Origin of the sequence: Burkholderia sp. FL-7-2-10-S1-D7 (genome assembly GCF_001524185.1) — a bacterium.
GTDB classification, from domain to species: Bacteria; Pseudomonadota; Gammaproteobacteria; order Burkholderiales; family Burkholderiaceae; genus Burkholderia; species Burkholderia diffusa.
The window spans coordinates 20455-32505 of sequence record NZ_LOWY01000013.1 but is presented as its reverse complement, the minus strand read 5'-3'; the positions used below and the strand labels follow the sequence as shown (position 1 = coordinate 32505).

Below are 12051 nucleotides of genomic sequence, written 5' to 3'. Positions count from 1 at the left end.
CTATCGGGTTTTAAACATCAATAGTTGAGAACCGGTTTTGCACGTCGCCCGCGCGGGTAGAATACGCGCTGCTGCAAGACCCAAGGATTCGAACACATGAAGACCACGTTTCTGGATTTCGAACAGCCGATCGCCGAACTCGAGGCCAAGATCGAAGAGCTGCGATTCGTGCAGGACGACTCGGCTGTCGATATTTCGGAAGAAATCGAGCGGCTGTCGAAGAAGAGCCAGCAACTGACGAAGGACCTCTACGCGAATCTGTCGCCGTGGCAGGTCTCGCAGATCGCGCGGCATCCGCAGCGTCCGTACACGCTCGATTACGTTGCGGAACTGTTTACCGATTTTCACGAACTGCATGGCGACCGCGCATTCGCGGACGATCTTTCGATCGTCGGCGGTCTCGCGCGCTTCGGCGGCCATCCGTGCATGGTGATCGGCCATCAGAAGGGCCGCGACACGAAGGAACGCGCCGCGCGCAACTTCGGGATGCCCCGTCCGGAAGGCTATCGCAAGGCCGAACGCCTGATGCGTCTTGCCGAGAAATTCGGGCTGCCGATCTTCACGTTCGTCGACACGCCGGGCGCGTACCCGGGCATCGGCGCGGAAGAGCGCGGCCAGTCGGAGGCGATCGGTCGCAACCTGTACGTGATGGCCGAACTGAAGACGCCGATCATCACGACCGTGATCGGCGAGGGCGGTTCGGGCGGCGCGCTCGCGATCGCCGTGGCCGACACCGTGATGATGCTGCAGTTCTCGACCTACTCGGTGATCTCGCCGGAAGGCTGCGCATCGATCCTGTGGAAGAGCGCCGCGAAGGCGCCCGAGGCCGCGGAAGCGCTGGGCCTGACCGCGCATCGCCTGAAGGCGCTCGGCCTGATCGACAAGATCATCAACGAGCCGCTCGGCGGCGCGCATCGCGATCCGAAGGGCATGGCCGCGCTGCTGCGCCGTGCGCTCGCCGATTCGCTGCGCCAGTTCCAGGGCATGAGCATCGATGCGCTGCGCGAGCGCCGCTTCGAGCGCCTGATGGCCTACGGCAAGTTCAAGGAAACCACGCCCGGCGCATGACCGGCGTGTTCACATCGCGCGCCGTCCGGCGCGCGTCCGTCTCGTGATCCCCTCCACCGAATTCTCCGCCGACCGCGTCGTTCTCGACGCGGTCGGCGTTGCGCTTGCCGATTTGCCGGCCAATGCGCGCATCGCGATCGCGTACAGCGGCGGCCTCGACTCGACCGTGCTGCTCGACGCAGCCGTGCGCGTGGCGGGCGCATCGCGCTGCGTCGCGCTGCACGTGCATCACGGCCTGAGTGCGAACGCCGACGCATGGGTCGCGCATGCGCAGGAGGCGGCCGAGCGACTCGGCGTCGCATTCGAATCGGAGCGTGTCGACGTGCCGCGCGACAGCGGCCTCGGCGTCGAGGCGACCGCGCGCGAGCGCCGCTATGCGGCGCTCGACGCGATGTGCGAACGTCATGGCGTGGCCGCGCTCTGGGTCGCGCAGCATGCGGACGACCAGGCGGAGACCGTGCTGCTGCAGTTGCTGCGCGGCGCGGGGATTGCGGGCCTGGCCGCGATGGCACCGCGTTATCGCCCTGACGGTGCGAGCGTCGAACGCGTGCGACCGCTGCTGCGATTGTTGCGCGCGCAACTGGAGCGCTACGCGGCGCAGCGCGAACTGACGTGGATCGACGACGAATCGAACAGCGATACGCGCTATGCGCGCAATGCGTTGCGCCTTGACGTGCTGCCGTCGCTCGCCGTGCATTTCCCGGGCTTTCGCGATGCGCTGGGCCGCGCGGCCCAGCATGCGGCCGCCGCGCAACGGCTGCTCGACGATCTCGCCGAACTGGATTTCGCCGGCGCCGCGCGCGACGAGGGCCACGCGCTGTCGCGCGATGCGCTGGTCGCGTTTGACGACACGCGCGGCGCGAACCTGCTGCGTTTCTGGATGCGCCGGCTCGGCTTGCCCGGCGCATCGGCAGGGCGGCTCGCGAACATGATGCGGCAACTGCGCGCCGCGCACGACTCGCATGCGCTGCGGATCGATCACGCGGGGCAGTGTCTGCGACTCTATCGCGACACCGTGTACTGGGAGGCGGGCGACAGCGCCGAGCCGGCCGACGACGGCACCGGAACGCCGCACCCCGAATCCTCGCTTGCGTGGGACGGCCAGGAAGTCTGGCACGTACCGGCATGGCGCGGCACGTTCGTATTCGCGCCGGCCGAAGCCGGCAGCGACGGCGCGGTGCCGGAGGCGCTGCTGCGAAGCGCCGCGCTTGCCGCGCGCGCGCGCGCGGGCGGCGAGCGGCTGCGTACGTCGCCCGGCGGCCCGGGCCGCACGCTGAAGAACCTGTTCCAGGAGCGCGGCGTGCCGGCCTGGCAGCGTGACGTGCCGCTGCTGTTCGCAGGCGACCGGCTCGTCTACGTGCCGCGGCTCGGCGTGAATCATGGCGACGGGCTGTCCGGCGACGGCGGGTGGCGCCGGATCGAGTGGCGTCCCGACCTGCTGATCGCGTAGCGCCGGCACGCTTCCGGCCGCGCGATCGCGCGCCGGTTTTCACCATTTGGTAAACAGCGCCGGAACGCTTGCCAAACCGGCGAGCGGCTTGTCAAGCGGGCCTCTATCGGGTACGCTCGGTCGTTTGCTCGGCTCGATTTTTGAGCGATTTGTGCAGGTTTTCCGCGTGACGTACCCGGTTTGCGCGGCCTGATCGGCCTTCCGGGCAAAATCCGTCACGCTTGCGTGTTGCGTCCCAGCCGTCCCCCTCGTCGTCCGTCCACAGCCACAAGCCGCGTGACCGAACGGCAACGCGGCCTGCCCAGCGCGCCCGTGCGGCTTCTCCTTCAGTTCAGAACGACAATGGCACTCATCGTACACAAATACGGCGGCACTTCGATGGGCTCGGTCGAGCGCATCAAGAACGTCGCGAAACGCGTCGCAAAATGGCATCAGGCCGGGCACCAGATGGTGGTCGTGCCGTCCGCGATGTCCGGCGAAACCAACCGTCTGCTCGGGCTCGCGAAAGAAATTTCGAGCCAGCCGAGCCCGCGTGAACTCGACATGATCGCGTCGACCGGCGAGCAGGTCAGCGTCGGCCTGCTGTCGATCGCGCTGCAGGAAATCGGCGTCGAGGCCGTGAGCTATGCCGGCTGGCAAGTGCCGATCAAGACCGACAGCGCGTTCACGAAGGCGCGCATCCACTCGATCGACGACGAGCGCGTGAAGGCCGATCTGAACGCCGGCAAGGTCGTGATCATCACGGGCTTCCAGGGCGTCGATCCGGATGGCCACATCACGACGCTGGGCCGCGGCGGCTCGGACACGTCGGCGGTGGCGGTCGCGGCTGCGCTGGATGCCGAAGAGTGCCTGATCTATACGGACGTCGACGGCGTCTACACGACCGACCCGCGCGTGGTCGAAGAGGCGCGACGTCTTGATCGCGTGACGTTCGAGGAAATGCTGGAAATGGCCAGCCTCGGCTCGAAAGTCCTGCAGATCCGCTCGGTCGAATTCGCCGGCAAATACCAGGTGAAGACGCGCGTGCTGTCGAGCCTGACCGATCCGCTGATTGCGCTCGACGAAGAAATGCGCTCGGGCACCCTGATTACTTTTGAAGAAGACGAGACCATGGAAAAGGCAGTCATTTCCGGCATCGCGTTCCAGCGCGACGAAGCACGCATTGCGGTGATGGGCGTGCCCGACAAGCCGGGCATCGCGTATCAGATCCTCGGCCCGGTTGCCGACGCGAACGTCGACGTCGACATGATCATCCAGAACCAGAGCGTCGAAGGGAAGACGGACTTCACGTTCACGGTCGGCCGCGGCGACTACCAGAAGGCTATGGACATCCTCACCAACCAGGTGCAGGGCCATGTGAGCGCCGAGCGCGTGCAGGGCGACCCGAAGGTATCGAAAGTGTCGGTCGTCGGCGTCGGCATGCGTTCGCACGTGGGCGTCGCGAGCAAGATGTTCCGCACGCTGTCGGAAGAGGGCATCAACATCCAGATGATCTCGACGTCCGAAATCAAGATTTCGGTGCTGATCGACGAGAAATACATGGAGCTGGCTGTCCGCGCGCTGCACAAGGCATTCGAACTTGATCAGGCCGCGTGAATTTTTTGTGGTGCATTGAAGAAAATGCATCATAGAAATTGACCAACGGCTCCAAACCCTATATGATCTTGTTCTCGTCGCACTGCCTCCCTGGTGCGAGCGAAGGTTTGGGAGACGTGGCCGAGAGGTCGAAGGCACTCCCCTGCTAAGGGAGCATCTGGGCCAAAACCTGGATCGAGGGTTCGAATCCCTCCGTCTCCGCCAAAAGCGGTGACAAAGCCCCGCAAGTTCTCGGACTTGCGGGGCTTTTTCTTTTCCGCCGCGCTGACGGGCTCGCCGCTCGCCGCTCGCCGCTCGTCGCCACACTGTCGTCCGGATAGCCAATCAATGCTCGACTTGAGCGGCGCTCATGCGCTAAATAGGCGTATCGCCTCGCGCGGCTCAATCCGGAGTTCCGGCACGCATGCATTCCGTACTGACCATCCTTTCGCATCGACCCGTCGACGGACTTGTCGACAATCACGGACGTTACGCGCGGGGCCGCGGCTACCGGCACGCGATCGTCGACGGCACGCACGTATACGGCGAGCGTCAGCAGGTACTCCACAAGTACCACGCGATCGTCGCGCAGCTCGTCGCGATGGAGCAGGGTGCGTTGCTGCTCGTGCTCGATCCGTTCTCGGTCGTGTTTGGCCAGCATGCGTTGCCGGATGTCGCGGACGGTTATGACGCGATCGTCACGACGCAGACGTCGAAGTCGCCGTTGCCCGCCGCAAGCGGCATGATCTTTCGCAACGTGCCCGACGTGCGCGAGCGCTTGCGCAAGCTGGTGGTCGAGCTCGGCAAGTGGGCGATGCGCCTGCCGGAGCGGCAACATGCGTGCGAGGCGACGCTGCTTGCCGAGCACTTCCCGCCGCTGCCGTTCGATCAGCCGCTCGCGACCGGCTATTTCGCGTCGGCCCAGACAGTGTGGGGCGACGGGCTTGCGATCGATGGCGTCGTTGGCGCGCATCCGCTCGTGGCGCACCACGCGCCGGAATGGCAGCAGATCGATGGCGTATGGGCGCCGACGCCCGACTACGACTTTCGCTACGTGCTCGCGCTCGTCGACGATGCAGCGCGCGTTCAGCGGGGCGAGCAGCCACGCGCGATGGACGACTGGCGCGCCGCGCAGCAACGAACGCGCGAGCCGGCGCGGCACCTGAACCCGCATGCAGACATCGCGTTCGTGAGTCTGCACACGTCGCACATCGCCGGTTACGGCGATCTTCACGAAGAGAACTTTGTTCGCTATTGCGCGCGACACGGCTATGCGTACCACGCGTATCGCGAACCGCCCGCGTTCCTGCCGGCCGGGGTTGATGCGAACTGGGCGAAGCTGCACCTGATTCGCAAACATTTGCCGGATCACGCGTTCGTGTTCTGGGTCGACGCCGACATCCTCGCGATCGACCAGCGGCAGACGGTCGACAGCGTGATCGACGGCCGCGATTTCGTGATCGGCACCGATCACACGGCCTGGGCGATCAACTCGTGCATGATCGGCGTGCGCAACGTCGCGCCGATGCACGAACTGGTCGAGCGCATATGCGCGCGCATCGAGAATATCGACGATCGGTCGTCGGTCTATGCAAGCGGCGGCGATCAGCAGGCGATCTATGTCGAACTGTTGGAGGCAGACATGATCGACGCGCGCTACATCGTCGATGCGATGTCGCTCGCGTCGTCGCCGGTCTATGCGACGCGCGACAGCCGTTTCGTCCATTTTCCCGCGCAACACAACCACTATCGCGCGGTGACGATGCGCGTGTGGGACAGGCTGAGCCATCAGCGCTGACGGAATGCGCTGCGACTTCCGGTGTTCCGGATCGCGGCGATCGGTCGTCATTGAAGTGAAAATGAAAGTATCGATGTAAGGATTGAATCGGTCTCATTCATCGTTCCCCGCATTCACCTTCCGCGCCCCGAAGAATCGGTCTTCAGACAAAAATGCGGCATCGCACCGATTCACACGATCGATGCTGCGCCGCATTACAAAAAATTACTCATAAAAATCAGCGGTGTATGTGGGCATCGTGAAACGAAGCTTTGCTGCGATGCAAAAAATAATCAATCGTCTTATGCTGGTTAACCCGATAGCGCTTGAGCGGCGTCAACCTTCGCGCTGATTCCGCTTTACATTTTGCCAACAATGGCGATTCACGAAATCTTTCTGTCGATTTGATTTCGTTCCCTTCGTCGCGCCTGTTTCCAATGCAGTGCGCGACCTTCTCAAGGCCTGTTGACATGCTTGATTTCCCCTTCCTGAGCCTGGCGATCTGGGTTCCGATCCTGTTCGGCGCGTGCCTGCTGCGCGCCGGTTCCGACCGTCATCTGCAGCGCACGAGACTGATCGCGCTCGTCGGCGCGTTCGCGGGGCTCGCCGCCGTCGTGCCGCTCGTCGCCGGTTTCGATTCGCAGTCGGCCGCGATGCAGTTCGCCGAAACCCGCAACTGGCTGGCGGCCTTCAACGCCGGCTGGCGCGTCGGGATCGATGGCGCATCGCTGTGGCTCGTCGTGCTGACCGCCTTCACGACGCTCGTCGTCGTGATCGCGTCGTGGGAGTCGGTGACGGTGCGCGTCGCGCAGTACTACGCGTCGTTCCTGATCCTGTCGGGGCTGATGGTCGGCGTGTTCGTCGCGCAGGACGGGCTGCTGTTCTTCATCTTCTTCGAGGCGACGCTGATTCCGTTGTACCTGCTGATCGGTACGTGGGGCAGGGAGCAGCGCGTCTACGCGGCCGTGAAGTTCTTCTTCATCTCGTTCGCGGGTTCGCTGCTGCTGTTGATGGCGATGCTGTACCTGTACGCGAAGTCGCATACGTTCGACATGAACGCATGGCGCACGCTGCAGCTCGGCTTTGCACCGCAGTTGCTGGTGTTCCTCGGTTTCTTCGCCGCGTTCGCGGTCAAGGTGCCGATGTGGCCGGTGCATACGTGGCTGCGCGACGTCTACACGGACGGCCCGACGGGCGCGGCGCTGATGCTCGCGATGCTCAAGCTCGGCGGCTACGGTTTCCTGCGCTTCGCGCTGCCGATCACGCCGGACGCGAGCCACTTCTTCGCGCCGGCCGTGATCGCGCTGTCGCTGTTCGCGATCGTCTACGCGAGCCTGATCGCGCTCGCGCAGACTGATCTCGGCAAGCTTCTCGCCTATTCGACGGTCGCGCACATGGGGATCGTCACGCTCGGGCTGTTCCTGTTCAACCAGATCGGCGTCGAGGGTGCGATCGTGCAGCTCGTGTCGTACGGCTTCGTCGCGGGCGCGATGCTGCTGTGCGTGAGCGTGCTGGTCGATCGCACGAACCAGCGAGACATCACCGCGTATGGCGGCGTGGCGGGTGTCATGCCGCGCTTCGCGACGTTCGCGCTGCTGTTCGCGATGGCCAACGTCGGCCTGCCGGGCACGTCGGGCTTCGTCGGCGAGTTCATGGTCATCATGGGCGCGATTCGCGTCAACTTCTGGATCGGCGCGGTCGCGGCGCTCACGCTGATCCTCAGTGCGTCGTACACGCTGTGGATGGTCAAGCGCGTCGTGTTCGGCAAGGTCGCGAGCGCGCGCATCGCGAAGCTCGCCGACCTCAGCCGCCGCGAGATCGTGATGTTCGCGTCGCTCGCGCTGATCGTGCTGATGGTCGGCGTCGATCCGAAGCCGTTCACCGACGCGATCGACCCGACCGTTGCGCGGCTGATCGACGACGCCAGCCACTCGAAGCTGCCGGCAGGGGACGGTGGCGCGCCCGCGCAGGCGTACATGGCAGCGACGCACGGCTGATCGCCTGGCGACGCGATCGTTGTGCGCACATCCATCCGGGCTGGCGCGGGCGGCGTCCGGCCGGCTCGCGCTTGCCTTCCGGCTGCGTGAAATTGCCCCGCGACAATCTGTCTCACAGCAGATTTTGCAATGATGATTTGCCGCATCCACCGGTTTTTCGTCGCGCCCGCGCGACGTATGATTCGGCCACTTTCGTGGATCGAATGCGCATCGGGCATACGCAACGGATTCAATGACCCTCGGGCTGTGTGATGAAAAGAAAAGCTTCAAGAGGCTGGGCGGCGCTGATATCGATCGGCGCAGCACTGAGCCTGTCAGGCTGTAATTTAGATGTACTAAATCCGAAAGGAAGCGTCGGCGCCGCGGAAAAGGCGCTGATCGCGACGTCGACATGGGCGATGCTGATCGTCGTCGTGCCGGTGATCCTGCTCACGCTGTGGTTCGCGTGGCGTTACCGCGCCTCGAACCGCAACGCCGCCTACGCGCCGAACTGGTCGCACTCGACCGCGATCGAGGTCGTGATCTGGACGGTGCCGACGCTGATCATCCTGTTTCTCGGCGTGCTCACGTGGAAAACCACGCACGAACTCGATCCGTACAAGCCGCTCGAGTCGTCGGTGAAGCCGATCGACGTCGAGGTCGTCGCGCTCGACTGGAAGTGGCTGTTCATCTATCCGGAACTCGGCATCGCGTCGGTGAACCAGCTCGCGATTCCGGTCGGTACGCCGGTGAACTTCCGCATCACGTCGGATTCGGTGATGAACTCGTTCTTCATTCCGCAGCTCGGCGGCCAGGTGTACGCGATGGCCGGCATGCAAACGCGCCTGCACCTGATCGCCGACGAAGCCGGCGACTACGCGGGCACGTCCGCCAACTTCAGCGGCCGAGGCTTCTCCGACATGAAGTTCCGCACGCTCGCCGAGCCGCGCGAGCAGTTCGACGCCTGGGTGCAGAAGGTGAAGGCTTCGCCCGACCGGCTCGACGCGACCGTGTACGGCACCGTCGCGCAGCCGAGCGAGAAGGCGCCCGTGCGCTACTTCTCGTCGGTCGATCCGCGGCTCTTCCACAACATCATCGCGAAATACAACGATGGCCACGTCCTCGACCTGAAGGACGCCGCCTGCGGCACGAAGGGGTAACGCATGTTCGGCAAACTCACACTATCGGCGATCCCGTTCGATCAGCCCATCATCATGGGGGCAGGTGCCTTCATGGGGCTGGTCGTGCTGGGCATCCTCGCCGCGCTGACGATCACCGGCCGCTGGAAGTGGCTGTGGACGGAGTGGCTGACGACCGTCGACCACAAGAAACTCGGCGTGATGTACATCATCGTCGCGCTGATCATGCTGCTGCGCGGCTTCGCCGACGCGATCATGATGCGCATGCAGCTCGCGCTCGCTTACAACGCGCCCGGCTACCTGCCGCCGCATCACTATGACCAGATCTTCACGGCACACGGCGTGATCATGATCTTCTTCATGGCGATGGTGTTCATGGTCGGCCTGATGAACCTCGTCGTGCCGCTGCAGATCGGCGCGCGCGACGTCGCCTTTCCGTTCATCAACTCGCTGTCCTTCTGGATGACTGCGGTCAGCGCGATCCTGATCAACGTGTCGCTCGTGATCGGCGAGTTCGCGCAGACGGGCTGGCTCGCGTATCCGCCGCTGTCGGAGCTGCAGTTCAGTCCGGGGGTAGGGGTCGACTACTACCTGTGGGCGCTGCAGATTTCGGGTGTCGGCACGCTGCTGACCGGCGTGAACTTCTTCGTGACGATCATCAAGATGCGCGCGCCCGGCATGACGCTGATGAAGATGCCGGTGTTCACGTGGACGGCCCTCTGCACGAACGTGCTGATCATGGCGTCGTTCCCGATCCTGACCGCGACGCTCGCGCTGCTCGGTCTCGACCGTTACCTCGGCATGCACTTCTTCACGAACGAAGCCGGCGGCAACGCGATGCTGTACCTGAACCTGATCTGGGCGTGGGGCCATCCGGAGGTGTACATCCTGATCCTGCCGGCTTTCGGCATCTTCTCGGAAGTCATCGCGACGTTCTCGAAGAAGCCGCTGTTCGGCTACAAGACGATGGTGTACGCGACCTGCGCGATCATGGTGCTGTCGTTCCTCGTGTGGCTGCATCACTTCTTCACGATGGGTTCCGGTGCGAACGTGAATGCGTTCTTCGGCATCATGACGATGATCATCGCGATCCCGACCGGCGTGAAGGTGTTCAACTGGCTCTTCACGATGTACCGCGGCCGGATCGAATTCACGACGCCCGTGCTGTGGACGATCGGCTTCATGGTCACGTTCACGCTCGGCGGCATGACCGGCGTGATGATGGCGATTCCGGGTGCGGACTTCGTGCTGCACAACAGCCTGTTCCTGATCGCGCACTTCCACAACGTGATCATCGGCGGCGTGCTGTTCGGGTACCTCGCTGGCTTCAACTACTGGTTCCCGAAGGCGTTCGGCTTCAAGCTGAACGAGAAGCTCGGCAAGGCCGCGTTCTGGTTCTGGCAGGTCGGCTTCTACGTCGCGTTCGTGCCGCTCTACGTGCTCGGCTTCATGGGCATGACGCGGCGTCTGAACCACTACGACAACCCGGCGTGGCATCCGTGGCTGCTGGTCGCCGCGTTCGGCGCCGTGCTGATCGCGATCGGCATCGCATGCCAGCTGCTGCAACTGGTCGTCAGCATCCGCAACCGCAACCTGCCGGCTTACCGCGACACCACGGGCGATCCGTGGGGCGGCCGCACGCTCGAATGGGCGACCTCGTCGCCGCCAGCCGAGTACAACTTCGCGGTGATCCCGCAAGTGCGCACGCTCGATGCGTATGCCGACATGAAGGCACGCGGCGACGGTCGGCCGAACCCGGCGACGATCCGCGACATCCACATGCCGTCGAACACGTGTGCGGGCCTCGTGGTCGCGATCTTCAGCCTGGTGCTGGGCTTCGCGCTTGTGTGGCACATCTGGTGGATGGCCATCGGCGGCCTGGTCGGCATCGTCGCGACGCTCGTGATCTACAGCTCGCGTGACAACGACGGCTACTACATCCCGGCGTCGAAGGTGCGCAGGATCGAAGAGAAGCAACCGGCGGCACGCGTGGCCACGCATGTCGACGACGTTGAACTGGAGGCCAACTGATGTTGCAGAAAACCTTGAGCGCAACCTTGCTCGAGCACGACGACCATCCGCCGTCGCACTCGGTGTTCGGCTTCTGGCTGTACCTGATGACCGACTGCGTGATCTTCGCGGCGCTGTTCGCGACGTTCGCGGTGCTCGGCAACCAGTACGCGGGCGGTCCGACCGCGAAGGACCTGTTCGACATTCCGGGCGTCGCGGTCGAAACCGCCGCGCTGCTTCTGTCCAGCATCACCTACGGTTTCGCGATGCTGGCCGCGTACAAGCAGCGGCGCGGCGCGCTGCTCGCATGGCTCGCGGTGACGTTCGTGCTCGGCGCGGCATTTCTCGCGATGGAACTACGTGAGTTCTCGCACCTGATCGCGGAAGGCGCAGGCCCGCAGCGCAGCGCGTTCCTGTCGGCGTTCTTCACGCTGGTCGGCACGCACGGGTTGCACGTGACGGCTGGCCTGCTGTGGATGATCGTGCTCGCCGGGCAGATCGTATCGCGCGGCGGCGACCTGACTGATCGCGACCTGCGGCGCCTGACGTGCCTGAGCCTCTTCTGGCACTTCCTCGACATCGTGTGGATCTGCGTGTTTTCCTTTGTCTATCTCGCGAGCGTGATCTAAATGGCTCATTCGCATTCGTCTCAACTCGAAGAAGGGCACGGCAGCGTCGGCGGCTATGTCGCCGGCTTCATCCTGTCGGTTCTGCTCACGGCCGCGTCGTTCGGCCTCGTGATGGGCGGCGTGCTGTCGCCGCACGCATCGCTGATCGCGCTGGCCGCGCTCGCGTTCGTGCAGATCGTCGTGCACCTCGTGTACTTCCTGCACATGAACGGTTCGTCCGGCCAGCGCTGGAACGTGATGGCGTTCAGCTACACCGTGCTGACCGCGGCGATCCTGATCGTCGGCACGCTGTGGGTGATGCACAACGTCAGCATGAACATGATGTCGCGCTGAACGGCATCGCGGCGCAGCGGACGATCTCCATGCGCTTCATGCAAAAAAAGGCGGCACGTGAGTGCCGCCTTTTTCTCATTTCGGCCGCGCCGCG

General features: G+C 64.2%; 9 protein-coding genes, 1 tRNA gene and 1 pseudogene. 10 read left to right on the top strand and 1 reads right to left on the bottom strand.

All coding sequences use genetic code 11. From position 1 onward, the window contains the following. Positions 1-96: 96 nt before the first annotated feature. Together WS75_RS04365 and tilS are read left to right on the top strand one after the other, a co-directional pair. Entirely contained in the window at positions 97-1068 is a 972-nt protein-coding gene (locus WS75_RS04365) for an acetyl-CoA carboxylase carboxyltransferase subunit alpha (RefSeq protein WP_006478433.1), read from the top strand. Between the two features lie 43 nt (positions 1069-1111). Continuing rightward, a complete protein-coding gene (tilS, locus tag WS75_RS04360) occupies positions 1112-2518 on the top strand; it encodes a tRNA lysidine(34) synthetase TilS (RefSeq protein WP_059679332.1) in 1407 nt (468 codons plus the stop codon). A gap of 122 nt (positions 2519-2640) precedes the next feature. On the opposite strand, the pseudogene WS75_RS35190 reads toward tilS, so the two are convergent. Next, positions 2641-2878: pseudogene (locus WS75_RS35190) on the bottom strand (hypothetical protein); the annotation flags it as partial. Between WS75_RS35190 and WS75_RS04355 the strand changes: the two are divergent. The 8 genes from WS75_RS04355 to cyoD all read left to right on the top strand — a co-directional run bounded on the left by WS75_RS04355 (position 2861) and on the right by cyoD (position 11957). Further along, the gene (locus WS75_RS04355) at positions 2861-4114 is read left to right on the top strand and encodes an aspartate kinase (protein WP_040144529.1); all 1254 of its coding nucleotides are present in this window, start codon (positions 2861-2863) and stop codon (positions 4112-4114) included. The pseudogene WS75_RS35190 and the gene WS75_RS04355 overlap by 18 nt on opposite strands. 110 nt (positions 4115-4224) lie before the next feature. Next, positions 4225-4318, top strand: a tRNA-Ser gene (locus tag WS75_RS04350). A gap of 199 nt (positions 4319-4517) precedes the next feature. Continuing rightward, the gene (locus tag WS75_RS04345; RefSeq protein ID WP_059679331.1) at positions 4518-5891 is read left to right on the top strand and encodes a hypothetical protein; all 1374 of its coding nucleotides are present in this window, start codon (positions 4518-4520) and stop codon (positions 5889-5891) included. A 449-nt stretch (positions 5892-6340) separates the two neighbouring features. After that, on the top strand, positions 6341-7867 hold the full coding sequence (locus WS75_RS04340; RefSeq protein ID WP_059679330.1) for an NADH-quinone oxidoreductase subunit M: 1527 nt from the start codon (positions 6341-6343) through the stop codon (positions 7865-7867). Between the two features lie 251 nt (positions 7868-8118). After that, entirely contained in the window at positions 8119-9006 is an 888-nt protein-coding gene (cyoA, locus tag WS75_RS04335; RefSeq protein WP_059679329.1) for a ubiquinol oxidase subunit II, read from the top strand. A gap of 3 nt (positions 9007-9009) precedes the next feature. Next, positions 9010-11016 carry a cytochrome o ubiquinol oxidase subunit I gene (cyoB, locus tag WS75_RS04330; protein WP_059679328.1) on the top strand — a complete coding sequence of 669 codons (2007 nt, stop codon included), beginning with the start codon at positions 9010-9012 and terminating at the stop codon, positions 11014-11016. Continuing rightward, positions 11016-11624 (top strand): cytochrome o ubiquinol oxidase subunit III, encoded by a 609-nt coding sequence (cyoC, locus tag WS75_RS04325; RefSeq protein WP_059679327.1) that lies wholly within the window; start codon positions 11016-11018, stop codon positions 11622-11624. The genes cyoB and cyoC overlap by 1 nt, the downstream gene beginning before the upstream one ends. Further along, positions 11625-11957, top strand: coding sequence for a cytochrome o ubiquinol oxidase subunit IV (gene cyoD, locus WS75_RS04320; protein ID WP_006759069.1), 333 nt, complete (start codon positions 11625-11627; stop codon positions 11955-11957). Positions 11958-12051 lie beyond the last annotated feature (94 nt).

Coding starts and splice junctions, on each gene's coding strand:
- cyoA (WP_059679329.1), top strand. CDS start 8,119: ATGAAAAGAAAAGCTTCAAGAGGCTGGGCGGCGCTGATATCGATCGGC.
- WS75_RS04340 (WP_059679330.1), top strand. CDS start 6,341: ATGCTTGATTTCCCCTTCCTGAGCCTGGCGATCTGGGTTCCGATCCTG.
- WS75_RS04365 (WP_006478433.1), top strand. CDS start 97: ATGAAGACCACGTTTCTGGATTTCGAACAGCCGATCGCCGAACTCGAG.
- WS75_RS04355 (WP_040144529.1), top strand. CDS start 2,861: ATGGCACTCATCGTACACAAATACGGCGGCACTTCGATGGGCTCGGTC.
- cyoB (WP_059679328.1), top strand. CDS start 9,010: ATGTTCGGCAAACTCACACTATCGGCGATCCCGTTCGATCAGCCCATC.
- cyoC (WP_059679327.1), top strand. CDS start 11,016: ATGTTGCAGAAAACCTTGAGCGCAACCTTGCTCGAGCACGACGACCAT.
- WS75_RS04345 (WP_059679331.1), top strand. CDS start 4,518: ATGCATTCCGTACTGACCATCCTTTCGCATCGACCCGTCGACGGACTT.
- cyoD (WP_006759069.1), top strand. CDS start 11,625: ATGGCTCATTCGCATTCGTCTCAACTCGAAGAAGGGCACGGCAGCGTC.